Consider the following 18,619-nt stretch of genomic DNA (forward strand, 5'->3'; position numbering starts at 1 on the left):
GAATTAAAGTTTTGTCCTCAAAACTTTAATTATAGAGGTGGGACGGATCAGGCCTGCGTGCCGCCGACGGTCATCTGGTTCATGCGCAGATGCGGCTGGCCCACGCCCACCGGCACGCCCTGGCCGCCCTTGCCGCACATGCCTATACCGGGGTCGAGCTTCATGTCGTTGCCGACCATGGTGACGCGGTGCATGGCGTCGGGGCCATTGCCGATCAGCATGGCGCCCTTGATCGGCTGGGTCACCTTGCCGTCCTCGATCATGTAGGCCTCGGTGCAGCCGAACACGAACTTGCCCGAAGTGATGTCGACCTGGCCGCCGCCGAAGGAGACGGCATAGATGCCGCGCTTGACCGACGCGATGATCTCTTCCGGCGCCATGTCGCCGCCAGTCATATAAGTGTTGGTCATGCGCGGCATGGGCTGGTGCGCATAGGATTCGCGCCGGCCGTTGCCGGTGGCGGCCACGCCCATCAGGCGCGCATTCTGGCGGTCCTGCATGTAGCCGACGAGCTTGCCGTCCTCGATCAGCACGTTGCGGGCGCTGGGCGTGCCCTCGTCGTCGACGGTCAGTGAGCCGCGGCGCTCTGCGATGGTGCCGTCATCGACGACGGTGACGCCCTTGGCGGCAACCTGCTGGCCCATCAGGCCGGCGAAGGCGGAGGTCTTCTTGCGGTTGAAGTCGCCCTCCAGCCCGTGGCCGACCGCCTCGTGAAGCATCACGCCCGGCCAGCCGCTGGAGAGCACGATGTCAAAGGTGCCGGCAGGAGCGGGGATGGCCCTGAGGTTGACCAGCGCCTGGCGAAGCGCCTCGTCGGCGGCGAATTTCCAGCTGTCCTCGGCGAGGAACTCGCCAAAACCCTTGCGGCCGCCCATGCCGTAGGAGCCGGTTTCCTGGCGGTCGCCTTCGCCAACCACAACGGAGACGTTCATCCGCACGAGCGGGCGTACGTCGCGCACCATATGGCCGTCGGGGCGCATGATCTCGACATGCTGCCAGGATGAGGTGAGCGCGGCGGTGACCTGCCGTACGCGCGGGTCCTTGGCGCGCAACCAGGCGTCGATCTCCTGCAGAAGCTTGGCCTTGGCCTCGAAGCTGGGCGAGGGGATCGGGTTCTCCTCGCTGTAGAGATGGCGATTGGTGCGCGCGGGCGCCGCGGCAAGCGTGCCGGAATAGCCGCCTTTGACAGCGGATACGGCGTCGGAGGCGCGGCGCAATGCAGCTTCCGACAATTCGCTGGCATGGGCGTAGCCGGTGGCTTCACCGGCAACGGCGCGCAAGCCAAACCCCTGGTCGGTGTTAAAGTTGGCCGTCTTCAGGCGGCCGTTGTCGAACATCAGCGACTCGCTCTCGCTATATTCGAGGAAGAGCTCGCCGTCGTCCGCGCCGCCGATGGTTTCGGAGACGATGCGACGGATCTGGTCTTCGGAGATGTCGAATTGGCCGAGAAGGCTGTTCATGGCGGGTCCGCCTCGTTTGGAAGATGACATTCGACCCACGATGTAGGCGTGCCGACGGCTTTCGGCAATGCGCCAATGGTTGGCAAAGAAGGTGCGGGGCGGCTTTGCGCCCCTATCCCGTCCGTGCCAATTCCGCCGCTGCCATCAGGGCAGGGCGGCAAAACCGTCGTTGAAGCCCTTCAGGTCGACAGGGATACCGATGCCTTCCTCAGGCGTCTGGAAGACGATGAAGGTGGCCGAGGTGCCGGACTTCAGCGTGTCGAGCAGCGGCTTCTCGAGGATGACCTCTGCGTAGCAGCCGTCACCGAAGCAGCGCACGAAATAGGCGCGGCCAATGTCCTTGCCGTCGATATTGAGGCCCAGCCCGTTGGGCAGGAGCACGCCGAGCGGCGCGAGAACGCGCAGGATCTCAGCCTTGTTGTCGGCCGTGCGCAGCACGACCACCGAAAGGCCGATCTCGGGCCTGTCCTCGGCAATCACATTCTGCATCATCACGCACTGCTCGGCGGTCGCGCCAGCCGGCGTGTCGCAGATGATGGACCAGGCGCCGTGGGTGGAGCGCACTGTTCCGCCTTGCGGCTTGGGCGCCTGCTGTGCCTGGGGCTGTTGCTCCGGGGCAGGCTGCTGCGCGCTCGCCGGAACGATCGAACCGGCAAGGGCGGCGAAAAGAACGACCTTCGCCAAGGTACCCGAAAGTCGAGAGGTCATGATGGCTCCATTTCGAATCGCGGCAAGACGGACCGTGACAATTGAATCTATAAGGCAACAGGATGGCCGGCCCAAACAATTGCGGCAGTTTGCGCGATTTTCCAAGCCAAATTCGTACCGATCGATTGCGAAACTTGGCGGCAGAAAGCGCCCACTTGGCCGAGGTGCGGGCCTGCTCCGCCGCTTCCTGCTCCCTGTGGGAAAACGAAAAAATACGGCATATCCGTGGCTGCGCGCAAAAATGCCGCACAGGTTCTTGTGCTCCTTCCTTGCGGACGGAAAGAGAGTATGGTTTGAACCCACGCTAGGACCATCGGGATTCCCGTCCCGATGCGCTTTTTTATTCGTGCGACCTGAAAGCACGAAATTGGGAGACAAAGAGGGCGATGAGAAAAATCCTTGCAAGTGCTGGCGCTGCGGCAGCCTTTTTCGCCACCGCCGCGGCTTATGCGGCACCAACGCCTTGGCAGACCGGGTTCCAGCCCGCTGCCACGGGCATCATGGAGCAGATTACCTGGTTCGAGCACTACACCTTGTGGTTCATGGGGCCGATCACGCTTTTGGTGGTGTTGCTTCTGGCATACTGCGTTCTGCGCTTCCGCGCCGCCGCAAACCCGAACCCTTCGCGGACCAGCCACAACACGCTGATCGAGGTGATCTGGACCGTCGGACCCGTCGTGGTCCTGCTGTTCCTCGCCGTTCCGTCGTTCCAGCTGCTCACCGCTCAGTACTCGCCCCCTGAAGAGGCCAAGGTCACCGTGAAGGCCACGGCCAACCAGTGGAACTGGGACTACGAATACCAGACCGCCGACGCCTTCTCCTTTAACTCGGCGATTCTGGAAGACGCCGACCGCGCTGCCGCCGGCAAGGAAGACCGCACTCTCTATCCGCGCCTTCTGGCCGTCGATCACGAGATCGTCGTTCCGGTCAATACGGTCGTTCGCGTCCTCATCACCGCCAGCGACGTGATCCACTCGTTCGCCGTGCCGGCCTTCGGCGTCAAGATGGACGCGGTGCCGGGTCGCATCAACGAGACCTGGTTCAAGGCCAACAAGGAAGGTCTGTATTACGGTCAGTGCTCGCAGCTCTGCGGCAAGGACCATGCTTTCATGCCGATCGCGGTTCGCGTCGTCAGCGAGCAGCAGTATGAAACCTGGGTTGCCACGGCCAAGTCCAATCTCGACGGCGCCAACAAGGCACTGATGGCTGAAATTGAAACCACCAACAAGGTGGCGGCCGCCGGCAATTGATGCCGCGTCCGGACAGAATTTAGGAATGGAGCGGAACATGGCAGGCGCTGCAGTTCACGACGGCCACGATCACAAGCCGAAAGGCTTGGTTCGTTGGCTCTATTCGACCAACCACAAGGATATCGGCACGCTTTATCTGATCTTCGCGATCATCGCGGGCCTGATCGGCGGCTTCCTGTCGGTGATGATCCGCTGGGAACTGGCTGAGCCGGGTATCCAGATCTTCCACGGCCTTGCGTCGATGGTCTACGGCGTCGAGGGGGATGCCGCGATCGATGCCGGCAAGCAGATGTTCAACGTGTTCACCACCATGCACGGCCTGATCATGATCTTCTTCATGGTCATGCCCGCGCTGATCGGTGGCTTCGCCAACTGGATGGTGCCGATCATGATCGGTGCGCCGGACATGGCATTCCCGCGCATGAACAACATTTCGTTCTGGCTGCTGGTTCCGGCCTTCATCCTGCTGCTGATGTCGTTCTTCGTCCCCGGTCCGGCCGGTGGCCATGGCGTCGGCGGCGGCTGGACCATGTATCCGCCCTATGCGACCTCGGGTCAGCCTGGGCCGGCAATGGACCTGGCGATCCTGTCGGTGCACATCGCCGGCGCTTCGTCGATCCTTGGTGCGATCAACTTCATCACCACCATCTTCAACATGCGCGCTCCGGGCATGACGCTGCACAAGATGCCGCTGTTCGCCTGGGCGGTGCTGATCACGGCCTTCCTGCTGCTGCTGTCGCTGCCGGTTCTGGCGGGTGGCATCACCATGCTGCTGACCGATCGTAACTTCGGCACGGCGTTCTTCTCGCCGGAAGGCGGCGGCGACCCGATCCTGTTCCAGCACCTGTTCTGGTTCTTCGGTCACCCGGAAGTGTACATCCTGATTCTGCCGGGCTTCGGCATCGTCAGCCACATCATTGCGACCTTCTCGCGCAAGCCGATCTTCGGTTACCTCGGCATGGCTTACGCCATGGTCGCGATCGGCGCGGTCGGCTTCGTCGTGTGGGCTCACCACATGTACACCACCGGCCTGTCGCTCGACACGCAGCGCTACTTCGTGTTCGCCACGATGGTTATCGCGGTGCCGACGGGCGTGAAGATCTTCTCGTGGATCGCCACGATGTGGGGCGGCTCGATTTCCTTCAAGACGCCGATGCTGTGGGCAGTGGGCTTCATCTTCCTGTTCACCGTCGGTGGCGTCACGGGCGTCCAGCTCGCCAACGCCGGCCTCGACCGCTCGCTGCACGACACCTACTACGTGATCGCGCACTTCCACTACGTGCTGTCGCTGGGTGCGGTGTTCGCCATCTTCGCGGCCTGGTACTACTGGTTCCCGAAGATGACCGGCTACATGTACTCGCCGGTGATCGCCAACGCCCACTTCTGGATCACCTTCGTGGGCGTGAACATGATCTTCTTCCCGCAGCACTTCCTGGGTCTGGCCGGCATGCCGCGCCGTTACATCGACTACCCGGATGCCTTTGCGGGCTGGAACCAGGTGTCGTCCTACGGCTCCTACATCTCGGCCTTCGCGGTGGGTGTGTTCCTGTTCGGCGTGTTCGAGGCATTCGCCAAGAAGCGCGTCGCCGGCGCCAACCCGTGGGGCGATGGTGCGACCACGCTGGAATGGCAGCTGTCTTCGCCGCCGCCGTTCCACCAGTGGGAACAGCTGCCGCGCATCAAGTAACGGCACCATGAAAACTTCGAAACCGCCGCTCGTCGGCGGTTTCGAGCGAACGAAAAGTGGACTGGTTAGGCATGGCCCTGGTTGAAAAGAGAACATTGGACGAAGGCGGCATCCGCTTGTCGGAAGCGACCGCCGGCGATTTCCTCGCGCTGCTGAAGCCGCGGGTGATGTCGCTCGTCGTGTTCACGGCCTTTGTCGGCCTGATGGCCGCGCCCGTGTCGATCAATCCTTTCATCGCCGTCGTGGCCATCCTGGCCATCGCCATCGGTGCAGGCGCCTCCGGCGCGCTGAACATGTGGTACGACGCCGATATCGACGCCGTCATGACGCGCACCGCCAAGCGGCCGGTGCCGTCAGGACGCGTTCTGCCCCGCGAGGCACTGGCCTTCGGCCTGGTCCTTTCCCTGCTTTCGGTGATGACGCTGGGCGTGCTGGTCAACTGGGTTTCGGCCGCGCTGCTCGCCTTCACCATTTTCTTCTATGCGGTGATCTACACGATCTGGCTGAAGCGCTGGACGCCGCAGAACATCGTTATCGGCGGCGCCGCCGGTGCGTTCCCGCCGGTCGTCGGCTGGGCTGCCGCAACCGGTTCGGTGAGCCTCGAAAGCATCATCCTCTTCCTCATCATCTTCCTGTGGACGCCGCCCCATTTCTGGGCGCTGGCTCTCTTCAAGTCCGGGGACTACGAGCGCGCGGGCATCCCGATGATGCCGAACGTCGCCGGTGCAGCCTCCACCCGCAGGCAGATCTTCGCCTATACTCTACTGACCGCCCCCGTGGGCGTGTTACCCTGGCTTCTCGGCTTCACCAGCCTGGCCTATGGCGTCGTCGCGATCGCGCTCGGCCTTGGCTTCATCTGGTATGCCTGGAAGGTGCTGGTCATGCCCGACAGCGACCGCACCATGAAGCCGGCCAAGGCACTGTTCGGTTATTCATTGCTCTACCTGTTCGTTATCTTCGCAGCTTACCTGACCGATAGCGTCGTCGAGCATGTGCTCGCGATGCCGGGAGTATGACCATGAACGAGAACGAGACGGTGACCCTCACCGAAAGCCAGCGCAAGGCGCAACGCAGCCGTTCGATCGCCATCGGGCTCGGGCTTGCCCTGCTCGTCGTGATCTTCTACGTCGCGACCATCATCAAGTTCGGCCCGTCGATTCTGCACGGAGCGATGTGAGGGCCGCCATGAACCGCGAAACCGTGTCGACCAACGATCAGAAGACCGCAAAGTCCAATAAGGTGGTGGCTGCCGTCTGCCTGGCCTTCATTGGCGGCATGGTCGGCATGTCCTATGCGGCGGTTCCCCTCTATTCGATGTTCTGCAAGGTGACCGGCTACGGCGGCACCACGCAGCGTGTCGAGCAGTATTCCGACCGCGTCCTCGACCAGAAGGTCACGATCCGCTTCGACGCCAACACGTCCGGCGGGCTGGCCTGGAAGTTCCGTCCGGTGGCGCGCGACATGACGATCAAGATCGGCGAGACCGCGCAGGCGCACTATACGGCGACGAACATGTCCGATAAGCCGACCTCCGGCAGGGCGACGTTCAACGTCACGCCGGATCTGGCCGGGGCCTATTTCAACAAGGTGGAGTGCTTCTGTTTCACCGACACCACGTTGAAGCCGGGCGAGACGCTCGACATGCCGGTGGTCTTCTACGTCGACCCCGACATCGTCAACGTTCCGGAACTGAAGGACGTCAAGACGATCACACTTTCCTATACTTTTTTCCCGATCGAGGGGCAAAAGCCGGTGGCTTCGACGCCGAAGGCTGAAAACCTCAAGACAAACGACAACACCGAAGGAAACCTCGGGGGCTGATATGGCAGACGCGCACGCAAAACCACAACACGACTATCACATCATCGATCCTAGCCCGTGGCCGTTCATCGGCTCGCTCGGTGCGCTCGTCATGGCGATCGGCGGCGTTGCCTGGATGCAGTACATGAAGCAGGGCAGCTTCCCGTTCCTGGGACTGGACCTCGCCCACGCCCATTACTGGATCTTCGCCATCGGCGTCGCGATCGTGCTCTACACGATGTTCTCCTGGTGGTCGGACACGATCAAGGAAGCGCATGAAGGCCACCACACCCGCGTGGTGTCGCTGCACCTGCGCTACGGCATGATCATGTTCATCGCCTCCGAGGTGATGTTCTTCGTCGCCTGGTTCTGGGCCTTCTTCGACGCCAGCCTGTTCCCGGGCGAAGCTCACCAGTATCTCCGCACCGAGTTCACCGGTGGCGTGTGGCCGCCGAAGGGCATCGAGGTTCTGAACCCCTGGCACCTGCCGCTCTACAACACGATCATCCTGCTGCTGTCGGGCACGACCGTGACCTGGGCACACCACGCGCTGCTGCACGGCGATCGCAAGGGCCTGGTCAACGGCCTGGCAATCACGGTCGGCCTGGGCGTGTTGTTCACCTTCGTGCAGGCCTACGAGTACATGCACGCTCCGTTCAACTTCAAGGACTCCATCTACGGCGCCACCTTCTTCATGGCGACCGGCTTCCATGGCTTCCACGTCATCATCGGCACCGTCTTCTTGCTGGTCTGCCTGCTGCGCGCCATGCGTGGCCACTTCACGCCCAAGCAGCACTTCGGCTTCGAGGCGGCTGCCTGGTACTGGCACTTCGTCGACGTGGTCTGGCTGTTCCTCTTCGCCAGCATCTATGTCTGGGCGTCGGTGGGTGCGACGATTGCGGGCACCGACTGAGCCGCAATGATCTGCTAGAAACGAAGGCGGCCGTGGCAACACGGTCGCCTTGTCTTTTTCGGAGACATGGTGCGGGCGCGCGCCAAGACGGAGAACCAGCATGACGCAGCCGACCAACGAGGATCTGGCCACCTGGCCGCCGGTGGAACCTATCTCTGCGGGCCTGCGGGGCTGCTGCCCGCGCTGCGGCGAGGGCAAGCTCTTCTCCGGCTTCCTGACCGTGGCGCCGCGCTGCGGCAGTTGCCGCCTCGACTATTCCTTCGCCGATGCAGGCGACGGGCCGGCCGTATTCGTCATCCTGATCATCGGCTTCATCGTCGTCGGCCTCGCGCTGTGGATGGAGGTGTCGCTGAACCCGCCGCTTTGGGTGCACTTCCTGCTCTGGATTCCGCTGACGGTGGTGCTCAGCCTCACCGCGCTGCGGCTGATCAAGGGCCTGCTGATCACGCTGCAATATCGCAACAAGGCCGCTGAAGGGCGGCTGGAGAACCAGAGATGAGCGAACCTTCGGCAGCGCGTTCCCCGGCGAAAGCGTCCGCACGGTGGCTCGCGGTGATCCTCGGCCTCGTCGCCTTCGCGGTTCTCATCGCGCTGGGCACCTGGCAGGTGCAGCGGCTGCAGTGGAAGGAGGCGCTTCTGGCCACGATCACCGAGCGCAGCCACTCCGCGCCGCTGCCGCTTTCGGAGATAGAGGCCAAGTTCGCGGCGACGGGCGACGTCGACTACTGGCCGGTGACGGTGACCGGCGAGTTCCTGCACGGGGGCGAGCGCCATTTCTTCGCAACCCATCAGGGCGATGCGGGCTACTTTGTCTACACGCCGATGCGGCTCCCCGACGGCCGCTTCGTGCTGGTCAATCGCGGCTTCGTGCCCTACGACCTGAAGGACCCGCACAAGCGGGAGAGGGGGGAGGTTGAGGGCCAGGTGACCGTCGTCGGCCTGGCGCGGAATCCGCTGGCAGAAAAGCCTTCCAGCCTCGTCCCCGACAACGACTTGGCGAAAAACATTTTCTTCTGGAAGGACCGCGACGCCATGGCTGCCACGGCGGGCCTTCCCGCTGACGCGAAGCTGGTGCCGTTCTTCATCGATGCGGATAAGACGCCCAACCCGGGTGGGCTGCCGATCGGCGGCGTGACCATCATCGACCTGCCCAACGACCACCTCCAGTACGCCGTCACATGGTACGGGCTGGCGGCGGCGCTTGCCGGCGTGCTCGGCATGTGGCTTTGGCGCTCGCGGCGCAAAGCCGGTTGAGGCGACGCCTGCACCCTTGACAGGAGCAGGGTGCAGACATCATTTCGGCACGAGAAGGAAGACCCGAGATCATGCCCGAAGCCTTATCCAAGCCGCCCCTGACGATCCGTCTCTGCCAGCCGCGAGGGTTCTGCGCGGGCGTTGATCGCGCCATCCAGATCGTGGTGCTGGCCCTCAAGAAATACGGCGCGCCGGTCTATGTGCGCCACGAGATCGTGCACAACCGCTACGTGGTCGAGGGGCTGCAGAATCTCGGCGCCGTCTTCATCGAGGAACTGCACGAGATTCCGACCGAGCATCGCGAAAGCCCGGTCGTGTTTTCGGCGCATGGCGTGCCCAAGTCGGTGCCGGCCGACGCGCAGGAGCGCAATCTCTTCTATCTCGACGCGACATGCCCGCTGGTTTCCAAGGTGCACAAGCAGGCCATGCGCCATCAGCGGCTTGGCCGCCATGTGCTGCTCATCGGCCATGCTGGCCACCCGGAGGTGATCGGCACGATGGGGCAACTGCCCGAGGGCTCGGTGACCCTCATCGAGACGGAAGCCGACATTGCCGCCTTCGTGCCCGAAAACCCGGAAGCGCTGGGTTTCGTGACCCAGACGACGCTTTCGGTGGAGGACACGGCCGGGCTCATCCATGCGTTGCAGCAGCGCTTCCCGGCGATCATGGCGCCTTCGGCCGAATCGATCTGCTACGCCACCACCAATCGCCAGGAGGCCGTGAAGGAAACGGCGTCGGGCGCCGATCTCTTCCTGGTGGTCGGAGCGCCCAACTCGTCCAATTCCAAGCGGCTCGTGGAGGTCGCCGAACGGGCCGGCGCGAAGATGTCGCTTCTGGTGCAGCGCGCCTCCGAGATTCCGTGGGATGAAATCGCCGGCATTTCGACGCTTGGCCTCTCTGCGGGGGCATCCGCGCCGGAGATCATCGTCGACGAAATCATCAACGCGTTCCGCGAGCGCTTCGACGTGTCGGTCGAACTGGCGGTGACGGCAACGGAAACGGAGAATTTCCCGGTCATGAGCGTGCTGCGCGATGTCGAGCTGACACCGTCTGACATGGCATTTGTCAACGGAACCGTGTGATGGCGGTTTACACGGACGTTTCCGAGAGCGAGCTCGGGGCCTTTCTCAAGGAATATTCGATCGGCGAGCTTCTCTCCTACAAGGGCATCGCCGAAGGATCGGAAAATTCCAACTTCCTGCTGCACACCACCAGCAGCTCCTACATCCTGACCCTCTACGAGAAGCGGGTCGACAAGGACGACCTGCCGTTCTTCCTCGGCCTGATGGAGCATCTGGCGCGCAAGGGCATCTCCTGCCCGCTGCCGGTGCACCGGTGCGACGGCAGCGTCACCGGCGTGCTGGCGGGACGCACGGCGGCCGTGATCACCTTCCTGGAGGGCATGTGGATGCGCAGGCCCACCGTCGCCCATTGCCGCGAGGTCGGCAAGGCGCTGGCAAGCCTGCACCTGGCCGGCATGGACTTTCCCATGTCGCGCCCCAATGCGCTGGACATGACCGGCTGGTGCAAGCTGTGGGAAGGCTCGCACGACCACGCCGACGAGGTCGAGCCGGGGCTGACGGCGGAGGTGGATGCCGACTTCGCCGAACTTGAGCGCTCCTGGCCGAAGGATTTGCCGGCCGGCATCATCCATGCCGATCTCTTTCCCGACAACGTCTTCTTCCTGGGGGAGAAGCTGTCGGGGCTGATCGACTTCTATTTCGCCTGCAACGACCTCTACGCCTATGATCTGGCGACGTGCCTCAACGCCTGGTGCTTCGAGAAGGACAATTCCTTCAACCTGACCAAGGGCGCCGCGCTGCTTGCCGCCTATCAGTCGGTGCGGCCGCTGAGCGAAGCGGAGAAGGAGGCGATGCCGATCCTGGCGCGCGGCTCGGCGCTGCGATTCATGCTGACGCGGCTCTACGACTGGCTGACGATCCCCGACGGGGCGCTGGTCCAGAAGCGCGACCCGATGGAGTTCATCCGCAAAGTGCGGTTCCACAGGCAGATCAAGTCGCCATCCGAATATGGTCTGAAATGAGGAAATCGGTCGAGATCTTCACCGACGGCGCCTGCTCGGGCAATCCCGGGCCCGGCGGCTGGGGTGCGATCCTGCGCTTCAAAGGCGTGACCAAGGAGCTTTCAGGCGGCGAGGCGGAGACCACCAACAACCGCATGGAACTGATGGCGGCGATCTCGGGCCTGAACGAGCTCAAGGAGCCGTGCGCGGTCGAGCTTTACACCGACAGCAAGTACGTCATGGACGGCATCTCCAAATGGATCCATGGCTGGAAGCGGAATGGCTGGAAGACGGCCGACAAGAAGCCGGTGAAGAACGGCGAGCTCTGGCAGGCGCTGGACGAAGCCAACCGCCGCCACACGGTGAACTGGCACTGGGTGAAGGGCCATGCCGGCCACCCCGAAAACGAGCGCGCCGACGAACTGGCCCGCATGGGGATGGAGCCGTTCAAGAAGAAGTCGCAGGCGCCGGGTGCTCCGGCGGACAAGGCGCGCGCCGACAAGGGCTGACGCGCGCCTGATATTGTCAAAGCTGCTCGAGCAGCTTTGCCGCGCCCGATTCCACGGCCTGGCCGGGTGCATCCTCGATGTTAAGCGCCGTCACCTTGCCGTCGTCCACGATCATCGAAAAGCGCTTCGAGCGGATGCCGAGCCCGCCGCCGGTGAGATCCGTGTCGAGACCAGCGGCGCGGACGAAATCGCCATTGCCGTCGGCCAGGAACAGAATCTTGCCGTCGGCGCCGGTGGAACGTGCCCAGGCGTCCATCACGAAATGGTCGTTGACCGCCACCACGGCGATGGTGTCGACACCGCGCGCGACGATGGCGTCACGGTTTTCGAGATAGCCGGGAAGGTGGTTGTTGCTGCAGGTCGGGGTGAAAGCGCCCGGTACGCCGAACAGCACGACCTTCTTGCCCGAAAAGACGTCGCCGGTCGTGACGGTCTTGGTGCCTTCGGTGGTGATGGTCTTGAAAGTGGCGTCGGGCAATTTGTCGCCAACGGAAATGGTCATGCATCCCTCAACAGTTCGAGTCACTATCCAAGCCCGGTAACGCCTTATCGCCCCGCGGGCAACCACGGGGGCGAAGTTTCAGGGATAGGGGAGGAGGCCCCTTACCGAATCGTTGCCGGCAACGAGCGTGTAATGAAGCCCGCCTGCCGCGGGTTTTGCGGTCGGCCGGTCGAGAATCTCCACCGAGAACAGCGTCTTGCCATCCTTTTCCTCCCGTTGCGGCGTGGCGAGGGTGTAGCCGTCGCCGCCGGCCAGGAAGAACTGGGCCGAGGTCGCATCGCCGGGGAGGACCGCCTCGACCAGCAGCTTCTTTTCGTCCTGGCTCACGACGTGGACGCCGAAGTCCGGGCGAGCCGCCTTGGGCAGCGCCTCCGTCGCGGCTGAGATGCCGGCGGCGTCGCCTGCATTGTCGGGGTCGCTAGCGGGATCGAGCGCCAGCTTGGCGTGAACGGGGATGCAGATCGTCTCGCATATGCCAATGAAGACGTCGGCCTCGATCATTGCCGGTTGGCCGGGCGCCGCGACATGGAACGTGATCGGCAGCGCGACGGAGCGGTCGTAGCCGGCCCAGACCGAATAGCCGTCGTCGTGGCGCTGCGGGGCGGGGAAGCTGACTTCCGCCGCGGCGACATTGCTGCTTGCAGAAACGTCGAAGGAAGGCGGCACGCCGGTTTCACCGGGATCGCGCCAGTAGGTCTTCCAGCCAGGATCCAGATGTATGTCTAGCATGCCCTTGAGCCGGCCCTGGTCATCGGGAACGCCGCTGGTCACGAGGCGCACCTGGCCGCCTTGCGCTTCGACCCAGTCGGTCGAGGAACTGAAGGCAGGGCCGCTCCAGGTTGCGGCGGCGAGAAGGGAGAGTGCTGCGGTTGCGATGGTTTTCATGACTGCGATTTGATCTGAACCACAGAGTTGCGCAACCAAGGCTGGGCGCACGCCGGCATCATTTTTGCGTGAGACCATTCGAATCGCCGTTCCTCATTTCCACCGGGGCCTATCTTTCATGTGTGGAAAAAACGGATTACCTTTGGCAGATGGTTATTCCGAGCCCAAAGAAGAGCGCCGCGGGTCGTCGCTTCCTGGACGATCAGTTCCTGATTGCCATGCCGGGCATGAAGGACGAACGGTTTGCGCGCTCGGTGATCTATATCTGCGCCCATAGCGAAGAGGGCGCGATGGGGCTGATCATCAACCAAAGCCAGCAATTGCTGTTTCCCGACCTGCTGGTGCAGTTGGGCATCCTCGACGAGGAGGAGGCGATCCGCCTGCCGCCGCCGGCGCGCGACTTCGTGGTGCGCAATGGCGGGCCGGTCGACCGCAGCCGTGGCTTCGTGCTTCACAGCGACGACTACAGGGTCGAATCCTCGCTGCCGATTTCCGACAGCGTCTGCCTGACGGCAACCGTCGACATCCTGCGCGCGATCTCAATCGGGCGCGGGCCGCGCCATGCGCTGATGGTGCTCGGCTATGCCGGCTGGGGCGCGGGACAGCTGGAAAACGAGATCGCCGAAAACGGCTGGCTGACCTGCCCGGCCAGCCCGGAATTCCTTTTCGATGGCGATATCGAGTTCAAGTATGATCGCCTTCTCGCCTCGATCGGTATCGATCTCGCCCATCTCAGCCAAGAAGCCGGCCACGCCTGAGCCCATCCCGGCGGAAATTGCCGCCTTGCGCCGGCGCATCGGGCGCGCTTGAGCGCCCGGCAGGTCAGGCTTGAGCGAGCGGATACTGTTCCTTCAAAAGCTTGAGCACCGCGTCGCCGCCGATCGGTAACCCGAACATGAAGCTCTGCACATATTCGCAGCCCATCTGCCGCAGCTGCAGTGCGTCGTTCTCGTCCGAAATGCCTTCCGCCACCACCGACATGCCAAGCTCATGCGCCATGTTGACCATGGATTTCAGCAGCACCGTGCGCTTGGATGAGGAGTCATCGACGAAGCTCCGGTCGATCTTGATCGTGTCGAAGGGGAAGCGCGTCAGGTAGGAGAGCGACGAATAGCCGGTGCCGAAGTCGTCCAGCGAGAGGCCGATGCCGAGCTGCTTGAGCTTGGTCAGCACATGGGCGGTCTGCTCGGGATTGTCCATCACCAGCGATTCGGTCAGTTCGAGGCGGAAGCAGCGGGGCCTCAGGCCGGTCTTGGAGATGATCGAGCGCACGTCGCTGACGAGGTCGCGCCGGATGAGCTGACGGCTGGAGAGATTGACCGAGACCGATAGCGGCGCATCGCCGATCTGCTTCTGCCAGGTGACCAGGTCTTCCGCCGCCTGCTGCATGGCGAACAGGCCCAGAGGGACGATCAGTCCGCAGCTTTCGGCGACAGGGATGAAGTCGGAGGGCGGGATCATGCCGCGGCGCGGATGTTCCCAGCGCAGCAGGGCCTCGAAGCCGGCGACGGTGCGGTCCTCGAGCCGGACGATCGGCTGGTAGGCGAGGGTGAACTCCCTGCGTTCGACTGCGCGGCGCAGGTCCGATTCGAGCTGCAGCCGGTCGGTGCCGACCGAGCGGAAAGCGGGGCGGAAGGGCTCGATACGGTCGCCGCCGAAGCGCTTGGCCTGATGCATGGCCAGTTCGGCATCCTTGACCATGTCTTCAGCCGAGGCCTGCGCAGGCGTCCAGGTGATTAGGCCGACGGAGGCGGTCAGCAGGATCTCGCGCTTGGCGAAGGTGATCGGCGAGCCCACCGCCTGCTTGATGGCGTCTGCGACCGCGGCGATGCGGGCCGGCTCCTGTTCGGAGAGCAGCATCAGCGCGAACTGGTCGCCGGCGAAACGCGACAGCGAATCCTTCGGCTTGAGCAGGCGGTTGAGGCGCCGCGCGATGGTGAGCAGGATGGTGTCGCCGGCGGAGATGCCGAGGCTGTCATTGACGTGCTTGAAGCGGTCGATGTCGATGACGAAGACGGTCGGGCGGATCTTGTCCTCGGTCTTGGCGATGGAGAGCACCGCCTCGAGCCGGTTCATGAACAGCTCGCGGTTGGGCAGGCCGGTCAGATTGTCGTGCACGGCGTCATGCAGAAGCCGCTCTTCCGACTTCTTCTGCTCGGTCACGTCGAGCAGCGTCCCGACGCAGCGGATGACCTCGCCGTCGGAGCCGACCACCGGCCGGGCGCGCAGCGAAAACCAGTGATAGTGACCGTCGGCACCCCGCAGGCGGAAGTTCTGCGCCACGCGTCCGCGCCTGTGCTCAAGTACGACGTCGAGCGTGGTGCGGAAAGTGTCGCGGTCATCGCTGTGGAGAACGGGCAGCCAGTTGCGGGCCGGACCGCCGAGCGCGTTGGGCGTGAGGCCGAGCTGCAGGCTGACGTCGGGGCGGGTCACCACCCGGTCGCGCAGCACGTCCCAGTCCCAGACGATGTCGCCGGAGCCGGCAACGGCCAGCGCCTGGCGTTCCAGATCGCTGAAAAGGCCCTGATGCAGGGCGCCGCCCGCGAAGGCGTGCTGCATGACGGTGAAGCCGATGAGCAGGATGATGAGGATCAGACCGCCGCCCAGCGCCGGCTGGACAACGTCGTTGTCGAGAAGGCCGGTGACGGCCATCCATGATCCGCAGAGCCAGATAAGCACCATGACCCAGCTGGGGATCAGCATGATGGCGCGGTCATAGCCGCGGATGCCGAGCAGCACGATGAGTCCGGTGCCGCTGATGGCAGCGGCGGCAAATGACAGGCGCGCGATGCCGGACGCGACGGCCGGATCGATGACGGCGACGCCGGCGATCATTAGCAGCCCGAGGATCCAGGCGAAGACGCCATAGCTGAAGTGCCCGTGCCAGCGGTTGAGGTTGAGATAGGCGAACAGGAACACCACGAAGGTTGCGGCAAGGCCGACTTCGGTGCCCGCGCGCCATATCTGCTCGCTTCCGGGAGAGAAGGCGATGATCTTGTTGAGGAAGCCGAAGTCGACGCAGATATAGGCCAGTACCGCCCACGAGAGGGCTGCCGTTGCCGGGAACATGGACGTGCCCTTGACCACGAAAAGGATGGTCAGGAACAGCGCCAGCAGGCCGGCGATGCCGATGATGATGCCGCGAAACAGCGTGTAGGAGTTGACCGAGTCCTTGAAGGCTTCCGGATCCCACAGATAGACCTGCGGCAGCTTGGGCGAGGACAGCTCGGCAATGAAGGTAACGACGGCGCCGGGGTTCAAGGTGACCAGGAACACATCGGCATCGGGGCTGGCCTGACGGTCGAGCGCAAAACCCTCGCTGGGCGTAATCGCGGCGATGCGGCTGGAGCCGAGGTCGGGCCAGAACAGGCCGGAATTCACCAGGCGGAAATGCGGCGCCACGATGAGGCGGTCGAGTTGCTGCTCGGTGGTGTTGGCAAGCGCGAAGACGGCCCAGTCGCCGCTGGAACGTGAGTCGTTGGCTTCCACCTCGATGCGCCGCACGATTCCGTCGGGGCCGGGGGCTGTGGAAACCTGAAAATTCTCGCCCTGATTCCGGTAGATCTCCACCGCGCGGGACAGGTCGAGCGCCACGTCGTCACGGGCGATCTTGATGGGCTCTATGGCGAAGGCGGACGAGGCCGTGCAGAGGCTCGCGATAGCCGCGAGAAAAAAGACCAGCAGGCGTCCCATCCGCAGATAATTTACCAAAATCAGCCCTTTGTCGTCGCCCCGCGCTGATCGTCTGCGATCAAGCCATAGAGGTAGTGGTCCTGCCAGTTTCCATTGATCCGCAGATAGGATCGTAACAGTCCTTCACGCTGAAATCCGGCTTTTTCAAGCACGCGCATCGAGCGCTTGTTATCGGGAATACAGGCGGCCTCGATCCTGTGCAACCTTAGCGTATCGAAGCCGAAACGGGTCACCTGCAGCACCGCGTCGAGCATGAGCCCCTGGCCGGCGTAGCGCTCGCCGATCCAGTAGCCGATCTGGCCACTCTGGGCGACGCCGTGGCGGATGTTGCCGAGGGTGATTCCCCCGACCAGCCGGTTGGTGTCGTTCTCGAAAATGAAGAAGGCGACCGCGGTGCCATTGGCAAAATCCTCGCGATAGCGGCTGATGCGATGACGCCAGGCCGAGCGGCGAAGCTCATCAGGAGCCCAGCGGGGCTCCCAAGGTTCAAGGAAGCTGCGGCTTTCGGCGCGCAGGGCCGCCCATTCGCGATAGTCGCCGGGCTCCGGCACGCGCAGATGGACGCGCTCACCTCTCAGCGCCGGTGCTTCTCGGCGAAAGAAAGGGAACGCGAACATCGCTCTGGCGCCGACTCAGCCGGCCAGCTTGTGCATGCGGCCGTTTGCCTTGGGAAGCGCGTCGCGGATCGCCTCGTAGGGGGGGAGCGACCCGATCGGGCCGACGGCGGTGACCGTCGGCTTGGTCGAGAACAGTCGCGCGGAAAGGTCGGTCAGGCGCTCGACGGTGAGCGCGCCGAGCCGTTCCATGAGTTCCTCCTTGGCAATCGGACGGCCGAACAGCAGCATCTGGCGTGCGATCTGCGAAGCCCGGCTCGAGGCGCTCTCGGCCGACATGATGAGGCCGGCGCGATATTGCGCTCGCGCCCGGTCTAGCTCCTCCTGAAGGATGCTGTCGCCGGCCCGCTCCAGCTCCTTGATGATGAGGGGGACGAGGCGGGCGATGTCGGCCTGCCCGGTGGCGGCATGGACGCCGAAGATGCCGGTGTCGGAGAAGCCCCAATGGAAGGCATAGACCGAGTAGCAAAGGCCGCGTTTCTCGCGCACTTCCTGGAACAGGCGGGACGACATGCCGCCGCCGAGGATCATCGACAGGATCTGCGAGGCGTAGAAGTCGCGCATGTGATAGGCGCGCCCCTCGAAGCCGAGCACGATCTGCGCGTCCATGAGGTCGCGATGCTCGCGGTAGTCGCCGCCGACATAGTGCGCAAATTGCGGCATCACGCCGTCGGCCTTGGCGCGGAAGCGGCCGAGGCGCCTTTCGACATCGCGCACGAAGACGTCGTGCTTCACGTCGCCGGCGGCGACGATCACCATCTGCTCGGCGCCGTATTGGCGCTCCATGAAGGCGTGGAGTTGCTGCGAGGTGAAGGATTTGACGGTTTCGGGCGTGCCGAGGATCGAGCGGCCGATGGTCTGGTGCCGGAACGCGGTCTCGGTGAAATGGTCGAACACGACATCGTCCGGCGTGTCGTGGGCAGCACCGATCTCCTGGAGGATGACGTGCTGTTCGCGCTCCAGTTCTTCCGGATCGAATTTCGATTCCGTCAGGATGTCGGACAGGAGGTCCAGGGCGAGCGGAACGTCGTCGGCCAGGACGCGGGCGTAGAAGGACGTAGTTTCGACGCTTGTGGCTGCGTTGATCTCGCCGCCGACATTTTCGATATCGGCAGCGATCTGGAACGCGCTTCGTTTGTTGGTCCCCTTGAACGCCATGTGCTCAAGGAGGTGGGCCATCCCATGCTCGTCGTCGCGTTCGTTCCGGGCCCCTGACTTGACCCAAACGCCCAATGCGACGGATTCGATACTTGGAAGGGTCTCGGTGGCTACCGTCAGGCCGTTCGACAGACGGCTTACCTCAACACCCATAAAGTTACTC

At 63.6% G+C, this 18,619-nt stretch carries 19 protein-coding genes; 12 read left to right on the forward strand and 7 right to left on the reverse strand.

From position 1 onward, the window contains the following. Positions 1-47: 47 nt before the first annotated feature. Complete coding sequence (gene tldD, locus ABLE85_RS02235) at positions 48-1,460, reverse strand: metalloprotease TldD (RefSeq protein ID WP_348791045.1); 1,413 nt, start codon at positions 1,458-1,460, stop codon at positions 48-50. A 144-nt stretch (positions 1,461-1,604) separates the two neighbouring features. Continuing rightward, on the reverse strand, positions 1,605-2,168 hold the full coding sequence (locus tag ABLE85_RS02240) for an invasion associated locus B family protein (RefSeq protein ID WP_348791046.1): 564 nt from the start codon (positions 2,166-2,168) through the stop codon (positions 1,605-1,607). A 386-nt stretch (positions 2,169-2,554) separates the two neighbouring features. Between ABLE85_RS02240 and coxB the strand changes: the two genes are divergently transcribed. The 11 genes from coxB to rnhA all read left to right on the forward strand — a co-directional run bounded on the left by coxB (position 2,555) and on the right by rnhA (position 11,604). After that, complete coding sequence (coxB, locus tag ABLE85_RS02245) at positions 2,555-3,418, forward strand: cytochrome c oxidase subunit II (protein WP_348791047.1); 864 nt, start codon at positions 2,555-2,557, stop codon at positions 3,416-3,418. 37 nt (positions 3,419-3,455) lie between these two features. Beyond that, entirely contained in the window at positions 3,456-5,105 is a 1,650-nt protein-coding gene (gene ctaD, locus ABLE85_RS02250) for a cytochrome c oxidase subunit I (protein ID WP_348791048.1), read from the forward strand. A gap of 71 nt (positions 5,106-5,176) precedes the next feature. Further along, positions 5,177-6,121, forward strand: a complete 945-nt coding sequence (locus ABLE85_RS02255; protein WP_348791049.1) for a heme o synthase — start codon at positions 5,177-5,179, stop codon at positions 6,119-6,121. 2 nt (positions 6,122-6,123) lie between these two features. Beyond that, a complete protein-coding gene (locus ABLE85_RS02260) occupies positions 6,124-6,282 on the forward strand; it encodes a hypothetical protein (RefSeq protein WP_348791462.1) in 159 nt (52 codons plus the stop codon). An 8-nt stretch (positions 6,283-6,290) separates the two neighbouring features. Next, positions 6,291-6,926 (forward strand): cytochrome c oxidase assembly protein, encoded by a 636-nt coding sequence (locus tag ABLE85_RS02265; RefSeq protein WP_348791050.1) that lies wholly within the window; start codon positions 6,291-6,293, stop codon positions 6,924-6,926. 1 nt (position 6,927) lies between these two features. Further along, positions 6,928-7,818 carry a cytochrome c oxidase subunit 3 gene (locus tag ABLE85_RS02270; RefSeq protein WP_348791051.1) on the forward strand — a complete coding sequence of 297 codons (891 nt, stop codon included), beginning with the start codon at positions 6,928-6,930 and terminating at the stop codon, positions 7,816-7,818. Positions 7,819-7,918: 100 nt separating this feature from the next. Continuing rightward, positions 7,919-8,317 carry a DUF983 domain-containing protein gene (locus ABLE85_RS02275; protein ID WP_348791052.1) on the forward strand — a complete coding sequence of 133 codons (399 nt, stop codon included), beginning with the start codon at positions 7,919-7,921 and terminating at the stop codon, positions 8,315-8,317. Continuing rightward, positions 8,314-9,072 carry an SURF1 family protein gene (locus tag ABLE85_RS02280; RefSeq protein WP_348791053.1) on the forward strand — a complete coding sequence of 253 codons (759 nt, stop codon included), beginning with the start codon at positions 8,314-8,316 and terminating at the stop codon, positions 9,070-9,072. Before ABLE85_RS02275 ends, ABLE85_RS02280 begins: the two co-directional genes overlap by 4 nt. A gap of 71 nt (positions 9,073-9,143) precedes the next feature. After that, the gene (gene ispH / locus ABLE85_RS02285) at positions 9,144-10,154 is read left to right on the forward strand and encodes a 4-hydroxy-3-methylbut-2-enyl diphosphate reductase (RefSeq protein WP_348791054.1); all 1,011 of its coding nucleotides are present in this window, start codon (positions 9,144-9,146) and stop codon (positions 10,152-10,154) included. Further along, on the forward strand, positions 10,154-11,116 hold the full coding sequence (locus tag ABLE85_RS02290) for a homoserine kinase (protein WP_348791055.1): 963 nt from the start codon (positions 10,154-10,156) through the stop codon (positions 11,114-11,116). The genes ispH and ABLE85_RS02290 overlap by 1 nt, the downstream gene beginning before the upstream one ends. Further along, entirely contained in the window at positions 11,113-11,604 is a 492-nt protein-coding gene (gene rnhA, locus ABLE85_RS02295; protein ID WP_348791056.1) for a ribonuclease HI, read from the forward strand. The genes ABLE85_RS02290 and rnhA overlap by 4 nt, the downstream gene beginning before the upstream one ends. Before the next feature lie 16 nt (positions 11,605-11,620). Here rnhA and ABLE85_RS02300 read toward each other — a convergent pair whose 3' ends face one another. Next, positions 11,621-12,106 (reverse strand): peroxiredoxin, encoded by a 486-nt coding sequence (locus tag ABLE85_RS02300; protein ID WP_348791057.1) that lies wholly within the window; start codon positions 12,104-12,106, stop codon positions 11,621-11,623. A gap of 78 nt (positions 12,107-12,184) precedes the next feature. Next, entirely contained in the window at positions 12,185-12,991 is an 807-nt protein-coding gene (locus ABLE85_RS02305) for a protein-disulfide reductase DsbD domain-containing protein (RefSeq protein WP_348791058.1), read from the reverse strand. A 149-nt stretch (positions 12,992-13,140) separates the two neighbouring features. On the opposite strand from ABLE85_RS02305, the gene ABLE85_RS02310 reads away from it, so the two are divergent. Then, positions 13,141-13,749 (forward strand): YqgE/AlgH family protein, encoded by a 609-nt coding sequence (locus tag ABLE85_RS02310; protein ID WP_348791059.1) that lies wholly within the window; start codon positions 13,141-13,143, stop codon positions 13,747-13,749. 64 nt (positions 13,750-13,813) lie between these two features. On the opposite strand, the gene ABLE85_RS02315 is transcribed toward ABLE85_RS02310, so the two are convergent. The 3 genes from ABLE85_RS02315 to ABLE85_RS02325 are packed head-to-tail and all read right to left on the reverse strand — an operon-like array spanning position 13,814 to position 18,609. Next, positions 13,814-16,702: an EAL domain-containing protein gene (locus ABLE85_RS02315; protein WP_348791060.1), complete on the reverse strand. Its 2,889-nt coding sequence runs from the start codon at positions 16,700-16,702 to the stop codon at positions 13,814-13,816. 2 nt (positions 16,703-16,704) lie between these two features. Beyond that, the gene (locus tag ABLE85_RS02320) at positions 16,705-17,301 is read right to left on the reverse strand and encodes a GNAT family protein (RefSeq protein WP_348791061.1); all 597 of its coding nucleotides are present in this window, start codon (positions 17,299-17,301) and stop codon (positions 16,705-16,707) included. A 15-nt stretch (positions 17,302-17,316) separates the two neighbouring features. After that, the gene (locus tag ABLE85_RS02325; protein WP_348791062.1) at positions 17,317-18,609 is read right to left on the reverse strand and encodes a pitrilysin family protein; all 1,293 of its coding nucleotides are present in this window, start codon (positions 18,607-18,609) and stop codon (positions 17,317-17,319) included. Positions 18,610-18,619 lie beyond the last annotated feature (10 nt).

The sequence above is a fragment of the Mesorhizobium sp. KR1-2 genome (assembly GCF_040045035.1).
In the GTDB taxonomy this organism is placed as follows: domain Bacteria; phylum Pseudomonadota; class Alphaproteobacteria; order Rhizobiales; family Rhizobiaceae; genus Pseudaminobacter.

Bases quoted from the DNA above. Each gene is read 5' to 3' on its own strand.
- tldD (WP_348791045.1), bottom strand. From the start codon at position 1,460: ATGAACAGCCTTCTCGGCCAATTCGACATCTCCGAAGACCAGATCCGT.
- ABLE85_RS02240 (WP_348791046.1), bottom strand. From the start codon at position 2,168: ATGACCTCTCGACTTTCGGGTACCTTGGCGAAGGTCGTTCTTTTCGCC.
- coxB (WP_348791047.1), top strand. From the start codon at position 2,555: ATGAGAAAAATCCTTGCAAGTGCTGGCGCTGCGGCAGCCTTTTTCGCC.
- ctaD (WP_348791048.1), top strand. From the start codon at position 3,456: ATGGCAGGCGCTGCAGTTCACGACGGCCACGATCACAAGCCGAAAGGC.
- ABLE85_RS02255 (WP_348791049.1), top strand. From the start codon at position 5,177: ATGGCCCTGGTTGAAAAGAGAACATTGGACGAAGGCGGCATCCGCTTG.
- ABLE85_RS02260 (WP_348791462.1), top strand. From the start codon at position 6,124: ATGAACGAGAACGAGACGGTGACCCTCACCGAAAGCCAGCGCAAGGCG.
- ABLE85_RS02265 (WP_348791050.1), top strand. From the start codon at position 6,291: ATGAACCGCGAAACCGTGTCGACCAACGATCAGAAGACCGCAAAGTCC.
- ABLE85_RS02270 (WP_348791051.1), top strand. From the start codon at position 6,928: ATGGCAGACGCGCACGCAAAACCACAACACGACTATCACATCATCGAT.
- ABLE85_RS02275 (WP_348791052.1), top strand. From the start codon at position 7,919: ATGACGCAGCCGACCAACGAGGATCTGGCCACCTGGCCGCCGGTGGAA.
- ABLE85_RS02280 (WP_348791053.1), top strand. From the start codon at position 8,314: ATGAGCGAACCTTCGGCAGCGCGTTCCCCGGCGAAAGCGTCCGCACGG.
- ispH (WP_348791054.1), top strand. From the start codon at position 9,144: ATGCCCGAAGCCTTATCCAAGCCGCCCCTGACGATCCGTCTCTGCCAG.
- ABLE85_RS02290 (WP_348791055.1), top strand. From the start codon at position 10,154: ATGGCGGTTTACACGGACGTTTCCGAGAGCGAGCTCGGGGCCTTTCTC.
- rnhA (WP_348791056.1), top strand. From the start codon at position 11,113: ATGAGGAAATCGGTCGAGATCTTCACCGACGGCGCCTGCTCGGGCAAT.
- ABLE85_RS02300 (WP_348791057.1), bottom strand. From the start codon at position 12,106: ATGACCATTTCCGTTGGCGACAAATTGCCCGACGCCACTTTCAAGACC.
- ABLE85_RS02305 (WP_348791058.1), bottom strand. From the start codon at position 12,991: ATGAAAACCATCGCAACCGCAGCACTCTCCCTTCTCGCCGCCGCAACC.
- ABLE85_RS02310 (WP_348791059.1), top strand. From the start codon at position 13,141: ATGGTTATTCCGAGCCCAAAGAAGAGCGCCGCGGGTCGTCGCTTCCTG.
- ABLE85_RS02320 (WP_348791061.1), bottom strand. From the start codon at position 17,301: ATGTTCGCGTTCCCTTTCTTTCGCCGAGAAGCACCGGCGCTGAGAGGT.
- ABLE85_RS02325 (WP_348791062.1), bottom strand. From the start codon at position 18,609: ATGGGTGTTGAGGTAAGCCGTCTGTCGAACGGCCTGACGGTAGCCACC.